Raw genomic sequence first — 23711 nt, 5'->3', positions numbered from 1 at the left:
ATGTCGCTGCATATCTGCAACGACATTATCTGAACCTATTGTTGTTTTGTTCCAGCTATGCCAAATGCAACACCTCTGACTTTTCCCTCATATTTTGCCTGAGTATTACCATTAGTTCTTACTGCGTTTTCCAATTCACGATCGATATACACTTCTCCAGCAATTTCTTGTGCTTGATCTCCATAGAAACTAACTTGATATATTCCAGCTTGTTCTTCATTGATAGAAGCAGTAGAACGAATATTTGAACCATTAATGTTCCCTGAATCTAAAGAAATGTCAGGTAAGTGATTTGCCTGATCATAAATTCTACCTGAACCTGTGCGTTGATTGAAATCTACGGTATATTCGAGTTTCCCTTTATTATCAGCATTAAAGCTTTCACCTCGATAAGTTGCTTGTCCTTTATCAGGAATATCAGTTGTTAGCTTATTGTTATCAAAATAACTTATTCTAAATGAGCCTCCACGAGGAAGGGTACTGGCAGTTTTATTTTTCCCGGATTCTGAACCAGCTAACCAATTGTAGGCATAAATGGTGGAGAAAGTTTGTTTATAAATATAATAATCGCCAGCCATAATACCATCACCACTATCACCTGATGTCATTGATATTGCAGGGCGTTTGTACAACCCATTATTTAAATCTTGTGGATTAAGTTGTTTGGTTATTCTGACGGCATAAGAATTATCTTCTTCTTTTTTAAATGATGGTGTTTCTAATTCACCAGGTGTTGTTAAAAGCTCGCTGAGTTTGAGATTAATAACATTCCATGCTGCTGCATTTTGATTGAGAGAAGCTAAATTCTCTTTTACAGAGTTTAGTTCTGTTTCAATGGCAGATTTTTGTGTTTCGAGTGTTTTGTAAGCGTTCTCCTTTTCTGCTAAAGCTAATTTTGCTTTTTCTAATTCAATGTCGGTTGTATTTTTATCATCTTGTAATTTGTTGTAAGTTTGTTTCTGTTGTTCTAAATCAGATTTAGCTTTTGCTAAATCTGCGTCAATCGCTTTTTGTTCATCCTGCAATTTTTTGTAATGTGCAGTTTGTTGTTCAAGAGTTTGTTTTTGTTCATTGAGTTCTTTTTCAATATCAGATTTTTGGCTATTTAATAACTCATTTTGTTTCTCTGCTTTGGCTAATTTTTCTTGCAATTCTTGCAGTTTATGTTCTTGTTGTTCGGTGGCGTTTTGAGATGTACTACCCCCCCCCTCCAGAGCTGCAAGCAGCTAAACTAAGACATAAATAGGCTAAGGTAATTTTGGTGTATGACATAAATTTCTCCTAATATTGAATGAAGATAAAAATTATTGGTTAAAAATACCATTTCGCTAACAACACACCAGCGACAACCGCGATATTTAAACCTGTAGCAAGTGGATTAGATTGAGAAAGTTGTACATTGGTCGCTTTGTCATCTAAATCTTTCAGCGTATTTTCTGACAAAATAATTGCGACTTTATCAGCAAATTTAACTTGATTAAGCGGGGTGGCTTGTTTTGCTAAACTTGCTCTCACTAATTGATAACCCGCTTGTTGTAATTGATCGAGGGCAATCGTAGCGTGTTCAGTTTCAAATAAACGGATATGTTCAATACCGCCATCAGCAACACGCATTGCCGCTGGGCTTTGTACCAGATCGATATTGTCAGTAACAAGATTTTGTACACCATAAAAAGCTAAGGTCTTTAATATACCACCGATATTCGCCGCATTACCAACCCCCTCTAACACCACAATACAATCTTGTTTGCGAGGAATCTCTAAATAACCTGTCAGGCTTAGTGGTGGGCGTTTTTTTACTAATAAACAAATTCCGCCATGATGTTCTGTACCTGTGACACGTTGCATTTCATCATTTTTAACAACGTGATAAGCCTTTTTATTTTCGGCTAAATAGCTCATCATTTCGCCAGCTTTTTTACTTAACTCTTGCGTTACCCATAAACGCACAATATCTTGCGGGCGGTGTTCAAATAAAGCTAAGCACGCGAGTTCGCCATAAACTTTAACTTCTTCTGCACGATTTTGGCGGATCTTTTCAGGAGCGCGTGGCGATAATGGACCAGTTTTTTTCTCTTTGCTTTGATTAGCCGCTTTGATTCTTACTTTAACTTCGCCCTCACCTACAGTAGTTGCTTTATGCGCAGTAATTTGTTGTTTACCACCCCCAATAGAAGGTTTTTCGACGATACGATCATTTCTTTCACGACGAGGTTTATCTGAAAAACGTGGTTTTTGTTTGCCAAATTGGCGTTTGTTTTTGTCATTATAACGGAATTTATTTTCTTGAAAAACAGGTTTTTTATTCATTGGATTTTATGTAGATTGGTTGATCGGAAAATTTCGCACATTATAACTGAAACAGTTGAGATGTATTAACAATTAATTGTAAACTTAAGCATTTCATACAAAAGCAGTTCCGCAGAAGAATTGTGTAACCATTTTTTGAATTATGCTATTATCAAGATTAGAACGTGCTCAAAGAAGATTAACTCGTTTGCCTGCATTTAAATTAAATCAATCACAAATTGAGATCCTTCCATCAGCAAAGGCGTTTAAACAAAAAATTCTTCAACTTATTCAACAAGCTGAAAAACGAATTTATATCACTGCTTTATACTGGGAAAAAGATGAAGCGGGGCAGGAAATTCTAGAAGCAATCTATCAAGCGAAACAGCGCCATCCACAATTAGAGGTAAAAATCTTTGTTGATTGGCATCGTGCACAACGTGGCAGAATTGGTGAAGAACAAGGTCAAAGTAACGCGGATTGGTATGCACAAATGCGTCAGGAATATGGTTTTGATGATGTAGTTGTTTATGGTGTACCAATTAATACTCGTGAGATTTTTGGTGTATTGCATATTAAAGGGTTTATCTTTGATGACACGATTCTGTACAGCGGCGCCAGTATTAACAATGTTTATTTGCATCAATTAGATCGTTATCGTTATGACCGCTATCAAGTCATTACAGATGCGGCATTAGCTGATTGTATGGTGGATTTTATTCAACAACATTTGAATGATATTTGTGCGGTAAATCGTTTAGATCAAACTCGTAAACCAACCAAAGAGTTACGACCGGCAATTCGTTCATTTCGTCGAAATTTTATGCTGACAGGGAAATATCCATGTCGTACCAATCAGCATTTATCAACGGAGCAATTAACAGCGACACCACTGTTTGGTTTAGGCAAGAATAATCTATTAAATAAAGCCATTGAGGCTTTATTTACGGTCACGCAGAAGAAACTCACGATCTGTACGCCATATTTTAATTTCCCACGCTCGTTGCAACATCGTATTCGTACCTTATTGCACGAAGGTAAAAAAGTGGAAATTATTGTTGGTGATAAAACCGCAAATGACTTTTATATTCCACCATCAGAGCCGTTTAAATTGGCAGGTGCGTTACCTTATCTTTATGAGAAAAATCTGCGTCAATTTGCGAAGCGTTTTATGGAGTTTATTGAAAACCAACAACTAACCATTCGTTTGTGGAAAGATGGTGAGAATAGTTACCATCTTAAGGGTGTGTGGGTGGACGATAACTATATCTTATTGACGGGAAATAATTTAAATCCACGTGCGTGGCGTTTAGATGCCGAAAATGGCTTGTTGCTACATGATCCGCAGCATACTTTGACCGAAAAAATGTGTATTGAGTTGGCGGAAATTCGTACTTATACCACCGTTTTAACCAGTTACCAGCAACTGGACAAACCAAGTAGCTATCCAGCTCCAGCGCAAAAAGTGTTGCGCCGTTTTGAACGGATTAAAGCTGACCATTTAGTCAAAATGATTTTGTAATTATTAGCTTTTATAAGAGATATCATCATGATTTATAGTATGACAGCCTTTGCTCGCCATGAAATTCAAGCCGAGTGGGGGAGTGCCGTTTGGGAAATTCGTTCGGTTAATCAGCGTTATTTAGAAACCTTTTTTAGATTACCTGAACAATTTCGCAGTTTAGAAAATAACTTGCGTGAAGTGTTACGTCAGCGTTTATCAAGAGGTAAGGTTGAATGTAGCCTTCGTGTTGAATTAAGTCATAGTAATGTAGGGTTAAATTTAAATCAGGCGTTAGCTTCCCAAGTGATTGACTCTTTGCGCAGGATAAAAAGCGAATTAAAAGAGGGTGAAATTAATCCAATTGATGTGTTGCGTTATCCAGGTGTGGTGGATGATCCTAGCGTTGATCTAGATTTGATTAGCCAAGCGATTTTGGCTGGTTTTAATACATTATTAAATGATTTCATTGCCATGCGAGCCAGAGAAGGAGAGAAATTGGCTGAAGCGATTCTTTCTCGTTTGCAAGGAGTGGGGCAAGAAGTTGCCTTTGTTCGTCAAAAAATGCCTGAAGTGTTGCAGTGGCAGCGTGAGCGTATTTTACAACGCTTTGAGGAAGTGCAATTACAGCTAGATCCAACACGTTTAGAACAAGAGATGATCTTGTTGGCACAACGTGTCGATGTTGCAGAAGAATTGGATCGTTTAGAAATGCACATTAAAGAAACCACTAATATCCTGCAAAAAGGCGGTGTGGTTGGTCGTCGTTTAGATTTTATGATGCAAGAGTTAAATCGAGAATCAAATACGCTTGCTTCTAAATCAATTAATACTGAAATTACTAATTCGGCAGTAACATTAAAAGTGTTAATTGAACAAATGCGGGAGCAGGTACAAAATATTGAATAGTGCTTGATGCACTATTCTTTATAAACGCATTGCTTCTACAAATGCAGTAAACAAAGCATCATTTGCGCGGCGATTGGGATAATACAAGTGATAGCCTTGATAGACCATTCGCCAATCTTGTAACACTTCGATTAATCGCCCACTCTTAATATCATCCATAACCTGTTCTTGCATCGTCCAAATTAAACCTTATCCACTAAGTGCTACTGGATAAAGAATTGCTGTGCTATTAGCACTGGTTGTACTTTAACGATCTTATTTGGTTGTTTAGGATCGGGAAATTTCCAAGATAATAAACCACCATAAGTGGGCAGATGTAAGGCGATAGTTTGATGGGCGATCAGTTCAATTGGTAAGTGATGAACAATATTATGCAGTGGATCATCAAAAGAGCTGAAATAGTTTATAGTAATAGCAGTATAAGAGGATAAATATAGGGGAAGTAATGTTGGCAAAACTAAGTGTACTCTGGTTTTTGAAATGGATATTAATTATTGGTGTGATACTTTTTGTGAGTGTACAAGCCTTTCTATCTTTCGCACCAGTATTTGGTGGCGACCCAGATGCTGAAAGTGAAGCTAAAATTGCCCATTCTCCTAATTTTAAAAATGGTATCTTTGTCAATTTAGAACCAACAGCATTAGGCATACAAAGTGTTCCTGGTGAATCAAAACGGACGATCTGGGCTTGGTTATCTTCGGTAGTGTTTCCGCCTGAAGGGAAAGTACCGAGTGAGCCATTACCGAGTATGCCGTTAGATCAACAAAAAATGACTGCTGATATTGCTAATGATGTTGTGGTTACTTGGCTGGGACATTCCAATATATTGCTGCACATAAACGGAAAAACCTTAATTACTGATCCAGTTTTTTGTCGTGCTTCACCTATTTTTCTTGGCGGTAAGCCTTTTCCTGTTCAATATCCACCAAAAACTGCCGATCTGCCAATGATTGATGCAGTGATTTTATCTCATGATCATTACGATCATTTGGATTATCAGGCGATTAAAGAGATTGCTAATAAAGTGAAACATTTTTATGTGCCACTTGGTGTTGCCGCGCATTTGCAACGTTGGGGCATAGAGAAGTCTCGCATTACGGAATTAGATTGGTATGAGAGCGCGGCTTTAGATGATATCAATTTAATCTTTACCCCAAACCGCCATTTTAGTGGGCGTAAATGAGGGAAAGAAACTAAAACGTTATGGGGAAGTTGGGTGATTCAAACGCCAACACATAAACTCTTTTTTAGTGGTGATGGTGGTTACGGTAAGCATTTTGCACAAATTGGCGCACAATATGGGCCGTTTGATTTAGCAATGGTCGAGAATGGCGCCTATGATGCAGCTTGGTCAATGATTCATATGACACCAGAACAATCTTATCAAGCGGCAATCGATCTTCACGCAAAAACAGTAATGCCAATCCATTGGGCGAAATATGATTTAGCTTTTCATCCATGGAAAGAACCAATAGAACGTTACTTAACGGCAGCAAAAGAGGCACCTTTCCTTATTGTGACACCTAAAATAGGTGAAACTTACCGTCTTAGTGAAGCAGCAAAATTCCAAGAAAAATGGTGGCGAATGGTGAAATAGTTTTTTGATGTAACAAAAAATTGTAACAGATTGATTTTTAAAGAATGAAGTTCATGTTCTGAAGTGTTACTTCATTTTTTTTTAGAAAGTAAGGTGATCGCTATCACAATTCTTATAATCTTTATTTTACTTATAATATATCCCTTTCTATACTAGACTCGGTTGGCAAAAATTAACCCATCCTTAGTATCAAACTTTTCTGTAAGGATTTCATTATGAGTACTCTCTCGTATTTACAAAAAATCGGTCGGGCATTGATGGTGCCTGTTGCTGCATTACCGGCAGCCGCAATCCTCATGGGATTCGGTTATTGGATTGACCCAGATGGTTGGGGTAGCAATAGCGCCTTAGCTTCGTTATTGATTAAATCTGGTGCTGCAATTATTGATAATATGTCATTACTCTTTGCTGTGGGTGTGGCATTCGGTTTATCTAAAGACAAACATGGTTCAGCTGCGTTGTCTGGCTTGGTTGGTTACTTAGTGGTAACGACTTTGCTCTCTCCGGGCGCAGTTTCGCAATTACAAGGTATTCCACTTGATCAAGTGCCGGCAGCATTTGGCAAAATTAATAACCAATTTATCGGTATTTTAGTCGGTATTATTTCTGCTGAGCTTTACAACCGTTTCTCACAAGTTGAACTACATCAAGCATTAGCGTTCTTTAGTGGTAAACGTTTGGTACCAATCATTGTTTCTTTTGTGATGATTTTAGTGTCATTCGTATTGCTTTATGTATGGCCAGTTATCTTCAACGGACTTGTTAGCTTCGGTGAATCTATTCAAGGTTTAGGGGCAGTCGGTGCGGGTATTTATGCCTTCTTTAACCGTTTATTAATTCCTGTTGGCTTACACCATGCGTTGAACTCCGTATTCTGGTTTGATGTCGCTGGTATTAATGATATTCCTAACTTCTTAGGTGGTGCGAAATCTTTAGCAGAAGGTAAAGCAATTCTTGGTCAAACAGGTATGTACCAAGCTGGTTTCTTCCCTATTATGATGTTTGGTTTACCAGCAGCGGCATTAGCTATTTATCATAGTGCGAAACCAGCGAAAAAAGCATTGGTTGGTTCTATTATGTTTGCGGCGGCATTATCTTCATTCTTTACTGGAGTAACCGAACCGTTTGAATTCTCATTTATGTTTGTAGCGCCAGTGCTTTATTTAATTCATGCGTTATTAACAGGGATTTCAGTATTCTTCGCAGCGACAATGCATTGGATTGCAGGTTTCGGTTTCAGTGCAGGTTTAGTGGACTTAGTATTATCATCTCGTAACCCATTAGCAACTCAATGGTATATGTTGATTGTACAAGGTGTGGTATTTGCAGGAATTTACTATGTATTGTTCCGTGCAGTAATCAAAGCGTTTGATTTAAAAACACCGGGACGTGATGATGAAAAAGATGATAGTGTGATCACAAAAAGTAGTGCGGCACCAGAAGTGAGTGCAGAAGCTAAAAGAGAACGTGCGAAAAGCTTTATTGCTGCACTTGGCGGTAAAGAAAATATTCAAGAAATTGATGCTTGTATTACACGTTTACGTTTGATTTTAGTAGATCGTAATAAAATTAATGAAGCTCAATTAAAAGCCTTAGGTTCTAAAGGCAATATCAAATTAGGTGATAATGCGCTACAAGTAATTCTTGGACCAGAAGCAGAACTTGTCGCAGATGAAATGAAGAAACTCTAATTCTCTCTTAATATGTTGAGTAATCACCTTATTGGCAGCTACCAATAAGGTGATTTTTTATATATATGTATTTTGGATTATAGGAATAGCAGGTATGAATCGTCCATTAAAGAAAATAGATAAACGTTATAAGGATGAGAGTTCTTCAAATCCTGATTCAGATTTCGGTTCTGCTGAAACTTGCTCGAGTCTTAATCACGTATGCTGTGTGTTTTTACTGATATTGTTTCTATTGGCTACTTATGATTGGATCCTTGCGGAAGTTACTACCCCAATACGTTGCGCTATCGCTGGAGATACAACTAAAGTGTTGATGTCAGTGGAAGAGTGGCAAAAACAACGGGGAATTGAACAATTAAAACCAATAAAAGATGAGAAAGAATATTCTAGTTTATTTAAGTCAGGTTATCAATTAACAGATCTTGAAAAACAAACCATTCCTCAAGTGATAAAGTTTAATAATCGTACATATGAGTTTAGGAGAATAAATCTAACTTCTAGCATAGCTTTTTATACAAGTGAAGAAAATTACTTGGATACTTGGATTACTTATTATTGGCTTATTTATGATACAAAGTTACAGAGGGCGCTTTTAAGTGCTAAAGATGTAATAGGATCTTATAAAATTTTATATGCAGAGCGTGGTGGTATAGGATGTGATGTAAGCAATTCACATAAGTTAAATCTAATGTCTTATCAATATAACTTTTAAATAAATAGATAAATAAAAGAGGATACAAAATGAGTGAGCAGCAAAAACAAAGAGATAGAGCATTATTGAGTGCAGCAGCATATACTGATTTTTTTGATAAGAATAGTCTTAAAGTTCTCCGATAAGAATTGTTTTTAAGATACCAGGATTTTTATTGGCTTAATGTGCAAAAAATCCCACATTTTTGTCCATTAAGCCAAGTTTTAGATTAAAGCGCCAAACGTAAAATTTCTTCAGCTGCTTTTATATCAATATTTTTATGTTCGCCAAGATTATCTGGGCGATGTTCTGCTAGTTTTTGCAAAACAGTTGGGAATTGACTGTCATCAATACCATAAGCAGATAAGCGAGTTGGTGTACCCATTTGTTCAAAGAAAGCTCGAGTTTTCTCAATCGCAATTTTGACACCTTCTGCTTCGTCATTATCGTGATAACCCCAAACACGTTGAGCAAATTGGATTAATTTGGCTTTTTTATTTTCACGTTGATGCCACATAATTGCTGGCACAACAATAGCTAATGTTTGACCATGATCTAAACCATATTGTGCTGTTAATTCGTGACCAATCGCATGAGAAGCCCAATCTTGTGGTACACCAACGCCTAAAATACCGTTTAGAGCCATGGTTGCCGCCCACATAATATTCGCTCTAACATCATAATTTTCTGGTTCAGCCAAAGCTTTTGGACCTTCTTCAATTAAAGTAGAAAATACCCCTTCAGCAAAACGATCTTGGATTTTCGCATTAACTGGATAGGTCATATATTGCTCAAAAGTATGCACAAACGCATCAATTACCCCATTAGCGGTTTGTTTAGGCGGTAAGGAATAAGTGGTGGTCGGATCTAATACAGAAAATTGTGGTTTCACATATACAGAAAATAAGCCCAATTTATCTTGGGTTGCTTTACGGCTTACTACGGCATTCCCATTCATTTCTGAACCCGTTGCTGGCAATGTTAATACTGCGCCAATTGGTAGGGCTTGGGTAATCACTTGTCCATGACTTTTCACAATTTCCCACTCATCACCTTGATGATGAATTGCTGCCGCAATAAATTTTGTACCATCTAACACTGAACCGCCGCCAACAGCTAATAAAAAGGTGATCTTTTCTTGACGTGCCAATTGTACTGCTTTCATTAAAGTATCGAATTGTGGATTAGGTTCGATACCTGAAAATTCGATAACTTCAAAATCACTTAATGCCTGTTTTACTTGATCATAGACACCGTTTTTCTTAATGCTGCCACCGCCATAAGTCATTAATATTTTTGCACCAGTAGGAATTTGTTGTTTAATCGCGGTGATTTGTCCTGCGCCAAATAAGACTTTTGTCGGTAGATGCAACATAAAATTGTTCATAAACACTCCTTTTTTACGATCATGAAATTGAGGTAAGGAAATTAGAATAACAACTATTATTCTAGATAGGTGAGTTATACCATGTACGTTTATCCTCTAATAAGTACTTTTCCTTGCTTGCCGGCTCGTAAACTCGCACTAATTGCATTTTTAATATCATCTAAGCTAAAAATTGCATCAACAGGTAATGAAATTTTTCCCGATAGAACTTGCTCAAATAATTCATTAAATAGACGTTTTTTTGTATCTGTACTCATAGATTGGCTAACTAAACTTCCCCAAAAACCTTTTACAACGATTTGTTTGAATACTAAATCTTCTGTAGCTATTTGCATTGGTTCCCCACTCATAGTGCCAAAAGAGATAAGGTTTGCTTGAGGACTTAGTACTTGTGCCATTTCAAAACTGGCTTTCCCACCTATTGAATCGACACCTGCAACTAAATTACCATTTGCAACTAAGTTTTTTACTTGAGCCATCCAGTTAGTATCTTCAGTGGCAATTGCGTGTTTAATTCCGAGTGCATTTGCTTATGTGCGATAAAGAAGTAATAGAAGTGTAAAAAATTTTGCCGTTCCTATCCGGCACTTGGCCATTGTGTCGGATAGGTCGGGCGTTAGGCTTCGGGCAAGTCAATCTTGCCGACAAAGCTGTAATAAATCTCAATGTCCTGCCTGCGGGTGCCGTTCTCGTCATAGCTGCACTCATGCACGACGATTTTTTCAATCATTTCCCGCAAGAGGGTGGGGGTCAATTCCTCAAAGGCAAGGTGCTTTCGGACGATACCCATAAACTTTTCCGCGTTGACGGTGGCGGCCTGCGACTTGTCCAGTTCGGCCTGCAAAGCGGCGGCGCGGTCTTTCAGTTCCCGCTGCTCCTGCTCATAGTCTGCCGACAGTTCCATGAAACGCTCGTCGCTGATTTTGCCGTTTACATTGTCCTCATACAGCCGCTTGATAATGCGGCTCACTTCGGCAATGCGCTCCTGCGCCTGTTCAAGCTGCTTGGTGGCTGCGGCGGTCTTTCTCTTGCCGCCGATCTCGTTCTGCTGGATAAGCAGCTTCACAAAGCGGCTCTCATGCTTGGCGGCATATTCCGTTACTTGCCGGAGATTGGAGAGGACACCGGCGGTCAACAGGTCGGTGCGGATAAAGTGCGCCGTACAGTCGCGGGTGCGCTTCTTGTAGCTGCCGCAGATGTAACAGTCCTGCTTGCGGGTTTTGTTCTGATACCGCTGCTGGTACATCACATGGCCGCAGTCGGCGCAGAACAGCATACCGGAGAACAGCCCCACTTCATCATAGCGGTTCGGGCGTTTGCGTTGCTTGCGTAACTCCTGCACGCGCTCCCATGTTTCCCGGTCTATGATAGGCTCATGGTGGTTCTCAAAAATGGCCTGCTTCTCCACGGGGTTCTCTACACTGTGCTTGACCTTGTAAGAGGGCTTCTCCGTCTTGAAGTTCACCAGACAGCCGGTGTACTCCCGGTTTTCGAGGATATGCACGACGGTGTTCGTCGCCCACTTGCACTCATAGCCGGGGTGGTAGCGGCGGGTGCTGCCCGTCCTGCGGTATTCCAGCGTCCCCGGCGTGGGGATTTGCTGCTCCGTAAGCATACGGGCAATCTTGGTCGGTCCGTTCCCGGCAAGGCAAAGCTGGTATATCTGCTGGACAACCGGCGCGGTTTCCTCGTCAACGATATAGTTCTCGTCCTCGTCCATGAGGTAGCCATAGACCGGCTTGCTGGTAACAGGCTTGCCGCTCATGCCTTTTGCTCGTTTTACTGCCTTGATTTTCTTGCTCGTATCTCTCACCAGCCATTCATTGAACAGATTTCGCAGAGGGGTAAAATCGTTGTCCATGCCGCCGTTTGCGCTGTCCACATTGTCGTTGACAGCGATAAAACGCACTCCCTTTTGGGGGAACAGCATTTCCGTGTAAAACCCTACCTGCAAGTAGTTTCGCCCTAACCGGCTCATGTCCTTGACTATGACCGTACCCACTTTCCCGGCTTCAATGTCTGCAAGCATGGCTTGAAAACCGGGTCTTTGAAAGTTTGCGCCGGAGAAGCCGTCGTCGGTGTACCAGCGCAGATTGGTAAAGCCGTTCTGCTTGGCGTAGGTTTCCAAAATCCTTTTCTGGTTCGATATGGAATTGCTCTCGCCTTGCAATTCGTCCTCATGGGACAATCTCGGATAAAGGGCGGTAATGAGGTTTTGGGTGGCTTGTCTTAACATAAAATCCTCCGTTTCCGACAGCCAGCCCCACTATTCCGTGGTTTCATTGTACCACGGAATAGGGCGGGCTGTATAGCGGCAAAAGTGTAAAATCAGCTTCTTTATGATTTGTCAAATTGCCGATTTTTGTGTAGCAGCGGCTTCCGCTTCCAGTACCCGCGCCATTTTGTCGGCGGCGGTGGTCGTGGTGTCTTTCTTGAAATAGCCGGACACGACAAGGACGGAATTGCCCATGCGGATTTCCGTCACGCAGTCGGGGCGGCGGGTGGTGCGGGTGTCGTGCTGCTGTCTATCTGCCATAGGCAATACTCCTTTCAGTCGGTAATCAGTTTCTTCATGCTCTCCATTTTCCGCTGCGCGGTTTCCTGCCGGAAGTTGTCGCCGGTAAAGCGTACCGGGACGCACATGGAAAGCAGGCGGTCATAAATCCGGGAATGGGCGGTGTCCTCCGGGTTCCGCAGGTCGTCCAGCGTGAGGTTGGTCGTGACGATCAGCGGCTTGCCGCTACGGTAACGGCTGTCAATCACATTGAAAACCTGTTCCAATCCATACTCGGTGCCGCGCTCCATGCCGAAGTCGTCAAGGATAAGCAGCGGATAGCGGCAAAGGCGGGAAATGTACTCGTTGCGGTTCTCAAAGCTGGCGGCAAGGTCGTTGAGGATAAGGGCAAAGTTCGTCATGTGGACGGGGATTTCTTTCTCCATGAGGGCGTTTGCAATACAGCCCGCAAGGTAGCTTTTCCCGGTTCCCACGCCGCCCCAGAACAGGCAGCCGATATTGTCGGCTCGCATATCCTCCCAGTGTTCCACATACCGGCGGGCAATCCCGGCCTGCGGATTTCTGCCGTTGTCGTTCTCAAAAGTCCAGTCCCGCATGGTGGGGTCGGTAAAGCCCCGGCGTTTCAGTTCCTCCACGGTGTCAAGGTGCCTGCGCCGCTTCTCTGCGGCCTCCCGTTCCTCGCGGGCGGCTCTCTGACAGTCGCACTCTGCCGGGTGGCGGTCACGGCCAAAGATAGCAGCCTTATCCGGCGCAAAATAGGCTTCTTTCGGCTTGCGGCACTTGCCGCAGTACAGTAAACCGTCCTCGCCGGTGTAGTCCTCCGGCTCCGGGGTGGTGGCCGTCATATTCTCCAAAACAGCGTTGATTTCGTTCTTCATAAACTCTCGCCCTCCTTGCATGAGTAGTCTGGTATGCCCTTTTTCGGGGCTTTCTTTTTGTCGTTCCCCGCCCATATCCGCAGGGCGGCGGCATAGTTCTGATAACTTTTCCCGTTGGCGGCAAGGTAGCGGCTCATTTCCTCGATGAACCGTTCCAACCTGTCGGGGTACTCTGCCTGCAACTCGTCGTATTCGGTCTGCGACAGAAAAATATTCTGGTATCGGCCATAGGGCGCGGGCGGCTCCCCACTCACTCCCATTGTTTGGCTCTCTGTAAGGTTGTTTATAGTAGTTTGGTTAGGGGACGGTTTTCCGACCATCATAAGGTCGGTTTTCTGACCATCAGTAGGACGGTTTTCCGGCTCTATGAGGGTCGGATTTCCGGCCATCAGTTGGTCGGAAAACTGTACCTGTGGCACACGCGGCACTTTCACATATAGGCGGTTCGGTGCGGAGAAGCCGCCCCGTTCCCGTTCCAGCAGCCCCGCCATGTCCAGTTCATTAAGCGCCCCCTTTATGGTGGTGCTGCCCTTATCCAGTATTTCGGCTATCTCCGCGATGGGATAGATAATATATATCCTGCCCTCGTCGTCCTGCCACTTGTTCTTCTGGGAAAGTGTGGAACGGTCTAACAGCAGCGAATACAGCAGCTTGGCGGTCTGGGAAATCTCCATTTTCAGCAGGAAACGGGGGTAGGGCAGATAGATAGGCAGCGGCGTGTCTGCCATGATATAATCAGCGATAGTATCACCTCCCTGTGTTTCGGGTTGATTTTGGCGTTTTGTCACGCCTTAGAACGGCGTTTCCGGTGGAAAAGGATAAATGTATCGCGTACCCTTTGACACCCACGAAAAAAGCCTTGATTTATGCGGGTTTGAAAGGCTCTAAAGCGTGACATTTCTGCCTTTGTTTCCGCTTTCTCTCGGCGGCTTTGATTTTCTTCATGCGTCCGGCGCAGCCGGGACAGTATTTCCCCCGGTTGGATTTGGGGACAAATGCCGCCCCGCAGACGGCGCAGCGTTTCCGGCTCCCTCGGTGCAAGAGGGCTGCGGCCAGTTCCCCGTCAAGGGGCAGAACAGCCACACGGAACCAGCGGCACATGAGGGAAAGGGAAATGCTCTGGACGCACACGCAAGGCTCCCCGTCGTCTAACAGCAGGCAGTTTCCCTCGTCGTAGTTACAACACTCATGTACCAGCCGCCGCGCCCGCCGATGCTGGCGGTAGTCCATTCTCGGTAACTTATCGCTCATGGCTCTGCTCCTTTCTGCGGTGCGGCTCGTTCCGGCGCAAAATCTGGTCGATGTTCCGCTTGACGGTCTGCAACTCCTTGAACCGCTGTTTCTGTTCGTGATAGGTGTTATACAGGCCGTCTTTCTCGGAGATAAGCTGCTCGATCTCGGCCTGCAACGCTTTCCGGGCGGGCAGCTTGGTAATGCCATGCGCCTTGAAATACCGGGCGGCTGCGTCGGCTATGATAAAATCGCTCTCGTTTGCCTGCCGGTATGCGTCACGGGCTTTCTGCGATTTCTGCGCCCGCAGCCCGTCACGGGCGGGCTTGGTCTTGGCATAGGCAAGTACCTGTTGCTGCAACTCCTTTTTCCCTTGTAGCTTGGTTTCCAGTGCTTTCAGTTCGCCGCTGGTCTGGCGCATTTCCTGATAGGCGGTATCAACAGCGGCTTCTAACTGCTCCGGGGAAGTAAAGCCGTATTCCTGATACACATTCAGCGTCTTGGCTGCCTGCTTCAGATTGTGTATCTTCGCCCAGTGTTCATAGCCCCGGCCTTTGCCCTCGGCCAGCTTCTTTTCAATGTCCACAAGCCGCTGCACACTTGGGGCCCCCGCAAAGCCGTCTGGCTTTGCGGGGAGAGGAGAAGCAGCGGAATGAGTGAGCTTTCCCGCTTGCGGGGAAGCGAAGGATATGGAGCTTGCGCCGACGAGTTTCGGGGCGGTTTGTGGGGCTTTTGTAGGCTGTATGCCGGTTTTCCCATGCCGGGGGTATTCGGGTATGGCTGCGGCCTTTTCTGTGGCTCTGGCGGCGTTCTGCTCCAAAACGGCAAAGACAGCGGCGCGGTCAAAGTCGTCGCCCAGCTTCCGGGCGGTAATGGGCTTCGTCCTGTCCGGCGTGAGGTAGGAAAGCCGCCCACGGCTCTCCTTAACGCTCACGCCCTCCCGCAGCAGCAGAGAGGAAAATTCGTCAAAGCTGGCGGCGGTGGCAAGGGCTTTCCGTATGGTCTGCCGCAGCTTCTCTTTGTTCGTTTCAAACTTGGTCTGCCGGGGCGTGATACCGCCTGCAATCATGGGGGCGTTCTGCCTGTCCAGCTTGGCCTGTCCTTTTTTCTGCGCCCAATACTCCCGGTCGGTCACGCGGTTCTTACTGCCGTTCAAGAGGTCGATTTGGTAAAGCCCCTCCCGGTGGCACATCTCCATGACTTCGGACTTGAAGTAGCGCAAGGCTGCGTCGGTACAGCGGTGCTTGCAACCGGCCTTTGTATCGGCTGGCCTGTCCATATAGGGCAGGAACGGCACTTCCTCTATCCGCAGCGAATTGATAACGATATGCACATGAATGTTGCCGCTGTGGTTATGCCCGTCCGGGTGGGTGCATACAAGGGCTTGGTGGCCGGGGAAATGCTCTTTACAGAATTGCTCCCCCAATGCCTGCGCCCGGTCTACGGTCAAGCCATTGTCCGGGCCGTCCCGTGGGTCAAAGCTGATGATATAGTGGTGGCTTTTTACATCTTCCCGCTGCTGGTTCTTTCCGTATCGGAGATTTGCCCGCATACACGCAACGGCAAAATCCTCCCCGTCGCAGTTCAGTGTGGACAGCCGGTAGTCCTCGCGGGGGATAAGCCTGCCGGTTTCATCAAGGACGGGCTTCATGGTAAACTCGTCATGCTCAAAAAGCAGGTATTGCTCGGCGGCTCCGTAGTCGGCATTTTTAGAGTTGATATGCTTGAGTGTTGCCAACCGCGTCACCTACTTTCTTGAGGACTTCATACTTGAGGGCGGCAAGGTCGGCTATGGCAGCGCGCACCTCGCCGGACAGCGCATTGTAAGGTGCGCCGTACTCGTTCAGATACCGGGCAATCTGATTGAGATTGCCGCCGATCCTGCCGTACTCGGCGGCCAGCTTTCCAACAGCGGAAAGCAGTTCATCATTGACCGCTGACACATGGATAACGGGGCGTATGGTCGTGCGCCGTATCGCCTGCCGGAGAAATTCCGACTGGCTGATACCATAGGGCGCAAGCCGCGCTGTGAAGTCGGCGTATTCATCTTCGGACAGCCGGGTTTTCACAACGCGGCTGCGGTGGGGTGTGTTGTATTTCTTTCGCATGGTCGTGACCTCCTTTCTTGCCGCATGAGCGCGGCGGGGATAAGCGGCGCAAGCCGCATAGCAGGGTTTGGGGAAGGCACTCCCCAACAAGTTTCCCGCGAGGGGCAAAACCGCAGAATTGCGGATTTTGGCACCGTGGTAGAAACTTGCTCTCCGTGACTGCAAACTTTCTCTCACTTCCGTCCGCCACTTTTTTGGAAAACTGCAACCACAAAAGTTTGTTTCTCTTTTTCTGCTACTACTAATCCTGTAAAGGGCATTCCTGCCCGCTTTCGCTAAAATGACACCGGACGCAGTGGTTTCTACCCGGTGTTGGAGAAATCCTTTCTCTTTGCCCTCTACTACGGGTAAATGCTCCAAATGCCAAACACCAGGGCAGAAAAATTCCCTCCTCGCTTACTACTACAACCGGCAGGGGGCAAAATGGCCGGGAGCGGAGCCGGACAACAAAAAAAGCAGTAAATCTTTTTCAAGACTTACTGCTTTCGCTGGCCGCGTCGGTGGCGGCTGGTATTCAGTTTTTATGACTTGTCCGGTGGTTCGTCAAGCCGGAACTTGAATTGACAGTCAATTAACCGCTGCTTTACATAGTCCTCCACCTCGGCGTTGACCTGCCCGTTCACTTTTGAGAAATAGCGGATATATCCGGCGTAGTGGAGCAGGACAGCGTTCACGGCTTCTGGGTCGCCCTCACGGGCTTTGAGGATTGTTTCATAGGGGAGAAGTCTACTCATACCGGCTCACCCCCATTTCTTCGCGTAGCCGCTGCAAGGCAAGCTGGATATGCCGCCCCGCTGTGCTGCGTGACCGGCCAATACACGCGCCGATCACGCGCTGCGGCTGGCGCAGAAAGTAATAGCGCAGGATTTCTTCCCGCGTCTGCTCCGGCAAAACAGAGATCGCGTCGGCAAGGGCGGCGTTGCAGAGCAGGACGGTCTGACCGCAGACGGTAAATGGGTATTCCTCGTCCGGCTCCGACGCGGCAAACTGGACAAACTTCTCGTTCATCAGATAGTCAAGGGAAACTTGCCGTTCCCATTGCCGTTTAAGCTTCAAAATCTTGTCCAAGGCGGCACAGCGGATAACAGTCTTGCAAAAGGCGTTGTACCTGCGCTGGATATATTCTTGATAGGCTATCTGGTCGGTCATGGAAATTCCCCTTTCTGAATAATAGTGCGGGGCGGTGGCACTTCTTGCTGTCGCCCCTTGATTGCCTACCAGCAAAGGCGGGCGGGGCTGTCAACGGCTGCGCATATGCGCCGTTCATCTTGACCGTTGACTGGCTCGGCTGGGTTTGCTATTTACCCGACAAACTTGAATTTATTTTAAGCTATCACGTTTTACCTTCTTAAGCCTTACTATCATTACCATAGGAATTTCTTTGTTGGTTTTAAAACATTCTTCATAAAATCCATCAATGACAAATCCAGCTCTAAAACAAAGGTTAAAAATATCTTGTATGGAACGATGATAATAAATCTGCTCTTTCGGTTGCCCTTCAATCGCTATATCATAGTAACTGTGCGGTGTCATATATTTTTCAGTCAACGTGACAAAACAAGGGTGTTGCGTTGCAAAGACAAAAATTCCGCTTTCCTGCAACAGTTCATAAACAGCCATAAGAAGTGGTTCAATATCCGTAATATCCATAATTGCCATATTAGAAACTGCTTTCGTAAAGGCTCGATTTCTTTTTAATTCTAATATACTTTTTCTATCGGTCGCATCCGCCACACAAAATTCAATTTGTTTTGCATATTGTGATTGCCGTCTTTTAGCCAATTCTATCATTTTTTTGCTGTAATCAAAAGCGACAACCGAAGCGCCTCTTTGTGCAAGATACGAAGAATAATTTCCATTGCCACACGCAATATCCAAAATGTAATCCGCAGGATTAGGAGATAGAAGTTCCGTTACTTTGGGACGCACTACCTCTCTGTGAAATTCATTAGATTCGTCACCCATTGCATTATCCCAAAATTGTGCGTTCTCCTCCCAGATTTTTTTACTTTCCTCTGTTCCCATGTTCTCTCCCACTCCCCAAATTTGCTTTTTTGCTTCCATTAAATCTTCCTTACTATATTCCATTGTTACCCTCCATAACTTCTGATTGTTGCCGTCTTGACGATTATGTATCTTTACATTACCTTCTGAAACATATGGCGCACCTTGTCCAGGCGGCTGTTTGGACGGCGGGGCTGGATGACCGGCTGACCGACAGCGGCCTGATATCCTTTCAGCTCTGTAAGGCATACGCTCCGCCCGTTGGTGTAAAAGGCCAGATCAGTACGGTATGCCTGTATACAGCGGGCGGGAATCTCGCCAGTAAAGACAACTTCATCCTTTTTTACCTGGGCCGTTTCGATGGTGGCACAGTATTTCGGTGCATCATGATAAGCCCTGGAAAGGTATTCCTGGGGCGCATAGAGGATGAAGGAGAGATAAGGTTCCAGCAGCTGCGTCCCCGATTCCTTCAATGCCTGTTCCAATACAATCGGGGCCAATGAGCGGAAGTCCGCCGGCGTGCTGACCGGACTGTAATAAAGCCCGTATTCAAAGCAAATCTTACAGTCCGTTACGTTCCAGCCGAACAAGCCCTGCTCCAGCCCGTAACGGATACCATCCCTGACAGCGTTTTGAAAACTCTGGTTCAAGTATCCCAGCGAAACCCGGCTCTCGTATTGTACACCGGAGCCAAGCGAGAGTGGTGTAACAGACAGTCCTATGGATGCCCAAAACGGGTTGGGCGGCACCTCGATATGGATGGTGTGGCTGGCTGCTTTGAGCGGCCGCTCCATATAAATGACGGAGGGTTCCTTTACCACTGTTTCAAGCTTGTATTTTTCCGACAGCAAAGCGGAAACAACCTCCAACTGCACCCGGCCCAAAAAAGAAAGAATGATCTCATGGGTGATGGAATCCACTTCGCAACGCAAAAGCGGGTCAGTATCCGCAAGTTGCGTAAGAGCGTCCAGCAGCCGTTCTCTTTGCGCTGCCGTTTTCGGCGCAATCGTCGTCCGCAGCATGGGGAGGGGGTCCTCGCGCCACCTTTTACGAGGGAGCCGGGTTTGGTCCCCTAATACATCGTTTAACCTCACGCTGTCGCTGGGAAGGATAACAATTTCACCCTGATAAGCGGTGTCTGTCCGAACAATTTCCCCTTTGGATGGAATACGCATCTCTGTGATTTTCAGCTTTTCTCTCCCGGCCAGGGCCACCGTATCCCGCAGGCGCAGCGTTCCGCTGTATAACCGTAGATAGACACGCCGCTGGCCGCAATCGGTGTACTCAACCTTGAAAACGCTGCCGCATAGGGCGGCGCCCCCCTGTTCCCCAATCGGTTGGAACAGCCCTGTCACCGCATCCATCAACGGTTGAATGCCAAGGCCATTTTTGGCGCTGCCATGATAGACTGGGAACAGGGAGGCGTCTTGAACCCGCTGCTGTTCCTCCCGCGCAAGTTTTTCCCGGCTGATTGGTTCTCCTGCGATATACTTTTCCAATAATTCATCGTTATTTTCGATGACCGCATCCCATGCTTCTATGTCGGTATTTTCCTCCAGGACTATTTCCGGGGACAGCGACACCGTCTGCTTGATGATAATATCGGCGGAGAGCTTATCCCGAACAGACTGAACCACGCTCTGCAAATCAACGCCAGCCTGGTCGATCTTGTTGATAAAGATAACGGTGGGAATGTTCATTTTCCGCAGGGCATGGAACAGAATACGGGTCTGGGCCTGCACGCCATCTTTAGCGGAGATCACCAAGATGGCCCCATCTAAAACAGCCAAAGAGCGGTACACCTCCGCCAAAAAATCCATGTGGCCGGGCGTATCCACAATGTTAACTTTACATCTGTGCCACTGGAAGGAAGTGACTGCCGCTTGAATGGTAATCCCACGCTGCCGCTCCAAAAACATGGTGTCCGTCCTCGTTGTCCCTTTTTCGACGCTCCCCGGTTCTGAAATGGCTCCGCTGGCATATAGCAGGCTCTCCGTCAAGGTCGTCTTTCCAGCGTCTACATGGGCAAGAATTCCAATATTGATTATTTTCATGTGATTGTCCTCCCTTTACAGCCCCAAAGGGCATAAAAATCCCCAGCAGTAAAATACTTTTACCACTGGGGATTATAAGTTGCGGACATACACATATACAGCATACACCTGTTTGTGATTGCTGTTTTTGGGGATATGTCAAAATTGATAAGGCAAAAGTATTCTTAAATTGGGTACAAAAAACTAAGCCCCTACAAAAGGAGCTATCATAATCCTTTGTTCCCACTATTTGATTATAGTTTTATTTAAGAATACCTTGCCGCATATTTTTTACTCCTTTTCTGGATTAAATCATTGTATCACATCAGTTTTAGGAAAGCAAGTACCTAAAAGAAATTTTTCTTCCCCTTATATGTAACAATCATACCGGCTTCCTAGCGTTCAGAATGTTTTCTGCTGTCTGCTGTGGTGTTTGGTTGGAATTGTCCAACCAAAAGCCGATCCGTGGTGTTGTCTGCATTTTACTAAATACAAATTCAATGTATACAGAAAGATATAAGGAGTGGGAGGGATTCCGCCGTAGTTGGCATTGTAGGAAAATCCAAAAGTTTAGATTTTCCCACAATGCTTATCTTTTGGTCTTTGGTTCGGAATAGTGTAGTGCTGGCGGTCTATCTCTTGTTTTCGGTTGCTTGCTTCCTTACCGTACATGAGCATTAAGATGAGTAATGTCACTATGACGACGGATTAAATTGATAACATTAATACCACGAGCTTGAGCTAATAAAGCAGTTGTTTTACCAACAGTACCATTAGCTGCATTTAAAATAATCCATTCATCAGCTTTAGCATTGATAAATTCAAGAAGTGTTAGACAACTAAAAGGCATAGCAATCACTTGTGCGGCAATTTCATCTGGTAGTGTATCGGGTATTGGTACTACTTGTTGTGCGGAAACAGTGAAATATTCTGCCCAAGTATTTTGGATATTTGCAACACTAACTCTCTGTCCAATAGAGAGATGAGTTACTCCACTACCATTTTCTACGATAGTCCCAACAGCCTCAGTGCCTGCAATAGCTGGTAAGTTTGGTTTATAACCATAATTGCCACGAATAGTCCATAGATCGTGGTTATGAATAGGGGATAAGTGCATTTTAATTAGTACTTCATTTTCCTGAGGAGTAGGCTTTTCAGTTTCAGTACAATGAATAACAGTTTCTGGATCACCAAATTGAGAGTAAATAGCTGCTTTCATGATAACCTCTTATTCTGTAATTACTGTTAGTTGCACATTAATGTTGCCACGTGTTGCATTAGAATAAGGACAAACAAGATGCGTTTTTTCTATGAGAGTTTGTGCTTCTTCTTGCTTTAAGCCAGATATATGGACTGTAATATTCGCTTCTAGTTGATAAGCTCCATTTTCTACCATACCTATACCGATTTGTACTGATGTACGGCTTTTTGTAAGTGGTAATTGCATTTGTTTTGCTGTGAGATTTAATGCGCTGTCAAAGCAAGCTGCATAACCAAGAGCAAATAATTGTTCAGGATTAGCACCAGTTTTCCCGCTATTAGGGATTGCCAAGTCAAAGGATAATGAACCATCATCTAAAGTTGTTGTACCATTGCGTCCACCTGTTGCGGTTGCCGTTGTTTGATAAAAAATTTTCATTGTTACTCCTTAAAAAATAATAGATTAAAACTAAATTGATAAAAGCCAGTTAGTTTGTTGCGTTACTATTGCAAAACAGCTGTTATCTTGTGTTAAACGTCTGTGCAAGCTAGCACCAAGCCAAAGATAATATAAGGTTGTGGCTAATGTCTGAGCAGAGAGTGTTTTCGGTAAACAGTTACTGTTTTGTCCTGTTTTGATATGGTTTTCCAGTATATTGAGAATGTTTTGACATCCTTGTTGCAATGTAGTGCGCATTAGTTCTGAGAGATCCGCTACTTCTGCACTGAGTTTTACTACTAAACAACCATTTTGTTCACATTCTAATTTTTGCCAACGTTGCCAGTACTCTAATAATCTTTCTGGAATCGTAAGTGATGTATCCTCAAATAAAGACTGTAATCGTTGGCAATAATTCTCAAAGTAGTTTTGTAATACGGCTTGCCCAAATGCCTCTTTGGACGCAAAGTAGTGATAGAACGAACCTTTTGGCACTTCTGCTTCTTTCAGAATTTCAGCTAGACCAACAGCGGAAAATCCTTTTTGGGCAAATAAAATAATACCAGTGTTGATAATATGCTGTTTTGTATCATTAGTGGTTTTCATTTTGATTACCTAGATAAGTTGTTTTTATTTACTACGATAGATCATTTTAATTTTGTTACTTGATGTTGTAATAATACCTAAAATTAGACCGATCGTCTAGTAAATTTATCAGTAATTGTTTTCTAATAAAAATTGATAGTGAGAATTTGAAGGGAGAGATAAAGTAAATCAGGATACTAGACAACAAAAAAATGCTTTCCCATCAATAGGAAAGCATTAGTGCCATTAGCAATTAAACATTATTTTCTAACTGCAATGGCTTCGATTTCAATACCAACATCTTTTGGTAATCTTGCTACTTCAACGCAAGAACGAGCAGGGAAATTCGGATGGTTATTTTCTGTGAAAAAACGTTCGTATTCTGCGTTTATGGTAGCAAATTGATTTAAATCTTTCACAAAAACAGTCGTTTTAACAATATCAGCCACTTTCAGACCGGCTTGTTCAACAATGGCTTTGATATTTTCTAATGATTGTCTTGCTTGAGCAACAATGTCAGTTGGAATTTCTCCTGTTGCTGGATTCACTGGAATTTGTCCAGAAGTAAGAACAATATTGCCAAGATCAACAGCTTGTACATAAGGCCCGATAGCGGCAGGTGCTTTCTCTGTATGAATAACTTTTGTCATAATG

The 23711-nt window shown here is 44.2% G+C and carries 24 protein-coding genes and 1 pseudogene; 5 read left to right on the top strand and 20 right to left on the bottom strand.

Annotation, left to right across the window (positions count from 1 at the left end; translation table 11 throughout):
* Positions 1-35: 35 nt before the first annotated feature.
* Both NYR30_RS11540 and NYR30_RS11535 read right to left on the bottom strand, forming a co-directional pair.
* The gene (locus tag NYR30_RS11540; RefSeq protein WP_302501218.1) at positions 36-1151 is read right to left on the bottom strand and encodes a factor H binding protein domain-containing protein; all 1116 of its coding nucleotides are present in this window, start codon (positions 1149-1151) and stop codon (positions 36-38) included.
* Positions 1152-1311: 160 nt separating this feature from the next.
* Positions 1312-2310: a TrmH family RNA methyltransferase gene (locus NYR30_RS11535; protein ID WP_066112068.1), complete on the bottom strand. Its 999-nt coding sequence runs from the start codon at positions 2308-2310 to the stop codon at positions 1312-1314.
* A gap of 142 nt (positions 2311-2452) precedes the next feature.
* Between NYR30_RS11535 and pssA the strand changes: the two genes are divergently transcribed.
* Both pssA and NYR30_RS11525 read left to right on the top strand, forming a co-directional pair.
* A complete protein-coding gene (gene pssA, locus NYR30_RS11530) occupies positions 2453-3811 on the top strand; it encodes a CDP-diacylglycerol--serine O-phosphatidyltransferase (protein WP_066112065.1) in 1359 nt (452 codons plus the stop codon).
* A gap of 27 nt (positions 3812-3838) precedes the next feature.
* Positions 3839-4699 (top strand): YicC/YloC family endoribonuclease, encoded by an 861-nt coding sequence (locus NYR30_RS11525; RefSeq protein WP_066112062.1) that lies wholly within the window; start codon positions 3839-3841, stop codon positions 4697-4699.
* An 18-nt stretch (positions 4700-4717) separates the two neighbouring features.
* On the opposite strand, the gene NYR30_RS11520 is transcribed toward NYR30_RS11525, so the two are convergent.
* Positions 4718-4873 carry a type 2 periplasmic-binding domain-containing protein gene (locus NYR30_RS11520; RefSeq protein ID WP_156536714.1) on the bottom strand — a complete coding sequence of 52 codons (156 nt, stop codon included), beginning with the start codon at positions 4871-4873 and terminating at the stop codon, positions 4718-4720.
* Positions 4874-5144: 271 nt separating this feature from the next.
* Here NYR30_RS11520 and NYR30_RS11515 point away from each other — a divergent pair.
* From NYR30_RS11515 to NYR30_RS11505, 3 genes and pseudogenes are all read left to right on the top strand, one after another.
* Positions 5145-6296, top strand: a pseudogene (locus NYR30_RS11515) (MBL fold metallo-hydrolase).
* A 215-nt stretch (positions 6297-6511) separates the two neighbouring features.
* On the top strand, positions 6512-7987 hold the full coding sequence (gene nagE, locus NYR30_RS11510; protein WP_066112059.1) for an N-acetylglucosamine-specific PTS transporter subunit IIBC: 1476 nt from the start codon (positions 6512-6514) through the stop codon (positions 7985-7987).
* 94 nt (positions 7988-8081) lie between these two features.
* Positions 8082-8699: a hypothetical protein gene (locus NYR30_RS11505; RefSeq protein WP_066112056.1), complete on the top strand. Its 618-nt coding sequence runs from the start codon at positions 8082-8084 to the stop codon at positions 8697-8699.
* 208 nt (positions 8700-8907) lie between these two features.
* Here the strand turns inward: NYR30_RS11505 and NYR30_RS11500 are convergent, their stop codons facing one another.
* The 17 genes from NYR30_RS11500 to NYR30_RS11420 form a co-directional block, all read right to left on the bottom strand.
* The gene (locus NYR30_RS11500) at positions 8908-10065 is read right to left on the bottom strand and encodes an iron-containing alcohol dehydrogenase (RefSeq protein WP_066421790.1); all 1158 of its coding nucleotides are present in this window, start codon (positions 10063-10065) and stop codon (positions 8908-8910) included.
* Positions 10066-10154: 89 nt separating this feature from the next.
* Entirely contained in the window at positions 10155-10580 is a 426-nt protein-coding gene (locus tag NYR30_RS11495) for a zinc-binding dehydrogenase (protein WP_302502487.1), read from the bottom strand.
* A 101-nt stretch (positions 10581-10681) separates the two neighbouring features.
* Positions 10682-12301 (bottom strand): recombinase family protein, encoded by a 1620-nt coding sequence (locus NYR30_RS11490; RefSeq protein ID WP_009259632.1) that lies wholly within the window; start codon positions 12299-12301, stop codon positions 10682-10684.
* Positions 12302-12412: 111 nt separating this feature from the next.
* Complete coding sequence (locus NYR30_RS11485; RefSeq protein WP_009259633.1) at positions 12413-12601, bottom strand: transposon-encoded TnpW family protein; 189 nt, start codon at positions 12599-12601, stop codon at positions 12413-12415.
* Between the two features lie 14 nt (positions 12602-12615).
* Positions 12616-13458, bottom strand: coding sequence for an ATP-binding protein (locus NYR30_RS11480; protein ID WP_009259634.1), 843 nt, complete (start codon positions 13456-13458; stop codon positions 12616-12618).
* The gene (locus NYR30_RS11475; protein ID WP_258553999.1) at positions 13455-14246 is read right to left on the bottom strand and encodes a replication initiator protein A; all 792 of its coding nucleotides are present in this window, start codon (positions 14244-14246) and stop codon (positions 13455-13457) included. Before NYR30_RS11475 ends, NYR30_RS11480 begins: the two co-directional genes overlap by 4 nt.
* A 76-nt stretch (positions 14247-14322) precedes the next feature.
* Complete coding sequence (locus NYR30_RS11470; RefSeq protein WP_430827680.1) at positions 14323-14688, bottom strand: cysteine-rich VLP domain-containing protein; 366 nt, start codon at positions 14686-14688, stop codon at positions 14323-14325.
* Positions 14689-14698: 10 nt separating this feature from the next.
* Positions 14699-16426, bottom strand: a complete 1728-nt coding sequence (locus NYR30_RS11465; protein ID WP_025653849.1) for a relaxase/mobilization nuclease domain-containing protein — start codon at positions 16424-16426, stop codon at positions 14699-14701.
* Complete coding sequence (locus tag NYR30_RS11460) at positions 16398-16796, bottom strand: plasmid mobilization protein (protein WP_009259638.1); 399 nt, start codon at positions 16794-16796, stop codon at positions 16398-16400. Before NYR30_RS11460 ends, NYR30_RS11465 begins: the two co-directional genes overlap by 29 nt.
* A gap of 521 nt (positions 16797-17317) precedes the next feature.
* Positions 17318-17530, bottom strand: coding sequence for a helix-turn-helix domain-containing protein (locus tag NYR30_RS11455; protein ID WP_002586615.1), 213 nt, complete (start codon positions 17528-17530; stop codon positions 17318-17320).
* Positions 17523-17945, bottom strand: a complete 423-nt coding sequence (locus NYR30_RS11450) for a sigma-70 RNA polymerase sigma factor region 4 domain-containing protein (RefSeq protein ID WP_002586616.1) — start codon at positions 17943-17945, stop codon at positions 17523-17525. Before NYR30_RS11450 ends, NYR30_RS11455 begins: the two co-directional genes overlap by 8 nt.
* Positions 17946-18116: 171 nt before the next feature.
* The gene (locus NYR30_RS11445) at positions 18117-18884 is read right to left on the bottom strand and encodes a class I SAM-dependent methyltransferase (RefSeq protein WP_002586626.1); all 768 of its coding nucleotides are present in this window, start codon (positions 18882-18884) and stop codon (positions 18117-18119) included.
* A gap of 50 nt (positions 18885-18934) precedes the next feature.
* Positions 18935-20854, bottom strand: coding sequence for a tetracycline resistance ribosomal protection protein Tet(W) (gene tet(W) / locus NYR30_RS11440; protein ID WP_002586627.1), 1920 nt, complete (start codon positions 20852-20854; stop codon positions 18935-18937).
* Positions 20855-21494: 640 nt separating this feature from the next.
* A complete protein-coding gene (locus tag NYR30_RS11435; RefSeq protein WP_302501217.1) occupies positions 21495-22052 on the bottom strand; it encodes an alcohol dehydrogenase catalytic domain-containing protein in 558 nt (185 codons plus the stop codon).
* Between the two features lie 9 nt (positions 22053-22061).
* Positions 22062-22472 (bottom strand): organic hydroperoxide resistance protein, encoded by a 411-nt coding sequence (locus tag NYR30_RS11430; RefSeq protein WP_066112051.1) that lies wholly within the window; start codon positions 22470-22472, stop codon positions 22062-22064.
* A gap of 30 nt (positions 22473-22502) precedes the next feature.
* Positions 22503-23078, bottom strand: coding sequence for a TetR/AcrR family transcriptional regulator (locus tag NYR30_RS11425; protein WP_066112047.1), 576 nt, complete (start codon positions 23076-23078; stop codon positions 22503-22505).
* A gap of 239 nt (positions 23079-23317) precedes the next feature.
* Complete coding sequence (locus tag NYR30_RS11420; protein ID WP_066112044.1) at positions 23318-23707, bottom strand: RidA family protein; 390 nt, start codon at positions 23705-23707, stop codon at positions 23318-23320.
* Positions 23708-23711: the final 4 nt, after the last annotated feature.

The sequence above is a fragment of the Gallibacterium salpingitidis genome, assembly GCF_030517105.1.
Classification (GTDB): Bacteria; Pseudomonadota; Gammaproteobacteria; order Enterobacterales; family Pasteurellaceae; genus Gallibacterium; species Gallibacterium salpingitidis.
This window is presented reverse-complemented; position numbering and strand designations above follow the sequence as displayed.

Excerpts from the sequence above, each read along its gene's own strand:
- NYR30_RS11535 (WP_066112068.1), bottom strand. The coding sequence starts at position 2,310 with ATGAATAAAAAACCTGTTTTTCAAGAAAATAAATTCCGTTATAATGAC.
- pssA (WP_066112065.1), top strand. The coding sequence starts at position 2,453 with ATGCTATTATCAAGATTAGAACGTGCTCAAAGAAGATTAACTCGTTTG.
- NYR30_RS11525 (WP_066112062.1), top strand. The coding sequence starts at position 3,839 with ATGATTTATAGTATGACAGCCTTTGCTCGCCATGAAATTCAAGCCGAG.
- NYR30_RS11520 (WP_156536714.1), bottom strand. The coding sequence starts at position 4,873 with ATGCAAGAACAGGTTATGGATGATATTAAGAGTGGGCGATTAATCGAA.
- nagE (WP_066112059.1), top strand. The coding sequence starts at position 6,512 with ATGAGTACTCTCTCGTATTTACAAAAAATCGGTCGGGCATTGATGGTG.
- NYR30_RS11505 (WP_066112056.1), top strand. The coding sequence starts at position 8,082 with ATGAATCGTCCATTAAAGAAAATAGATAAACGTTATAAGGATGAGAGT.
- NYR30_RS11500 (WP_066421790.1), bottom strand. The coding sequence starts at position 10,065 with ATGAACAATTTTATGTTGCATCTACCGACAAAAGTCTTATTTGGCGCA.
- NYR30_RS11490 (WP_009259632.1), bottom strand. The coding sequence starts at position 12,301 with ATGTTAAGACAAGCCACCCAAAACCTCATTACCGCCCTTTATCCGAGA.
- NYR30_RS11485 (WP_009259633.1), bottom strand. The coding sequence starts at position 12,601 with ATGGCAGATAGACAGCAGCACGACACCCGCACCACCCGCCGCCCCGAC.
- NYR30_RS11480 (WP_009259634.1), bottom strand. The coding sequence starts at position 13,458 with ATGAAGAACGAAATCAACGCTGTTTTGGAGAATATGACGGCCACCACC.
- NYR30_RS11470 (WP_430827680.1), bottom strand. The coding sequence starts at position 14,688 with ATGGACTACCGCCAGCATCGGCGGGCGCGGCGGCTGGTACATGAGTGT.
- NYR30_RS11460 (WP_009259638.1), bottom strand. The coding sequence starts at position 16,796 with ATGCGAAAGAAATACAACACACCCCACCGCAGCCGCGTTGTGAAAACC.
- NYR30_RS11455 (WP_002586615.1), bottom strand. The coding sequence starts at position 17,530 with ATGAGTAGACTTCTCCCCTATGAAACAATCCTCAAAGCCCGTGAGGGC.
- NYR30_RS11450 (WP_002586616.1), bottom strand. The coding sequence starts at position 17,945 with ATGACCGACCAGATAGCCTATCAAGAATATATCCAGCGCAGGTACAAC.
- NYR30_RS11445 (WP_002586626.1), bottom strand. The coding sequence starts at position 18,884 with ATGGAATATAGTAAGGAAGATTTAATGGAAGCAAAAAAGCAAATTTGG.
- NYR30_RS11435 (WP_302501217.1), bottom strand. The coding sequence starts at position 22,052 with ATGAAAGCAGCTATTTACTCTCAATTTGGTGATCCAGAAACTGTTATT.
- NYR30_RS11430 (WP_066112051.1), bottom strand. The coding sequence starts at position 22,472 with ATGAAAATTTTTTATCAAACAACGGCAACCGCAACAGGTGGACGCAAT.
- NYR30_RS11425 (WP_066112047.1), bottom strand. The coding sequence starts at position 23,078 with ATGAAAACCACTAATGATACAAAACAGCATATTATCAACACTGGTATT.
- NYR30_RS11420 (WP_066112044.1), bottom strand. The coding sequence starts at position 23,707 with ATGACAAAAGTTATTCATACAGAGAAAGCACCTGCCGCTATCGGGCCT.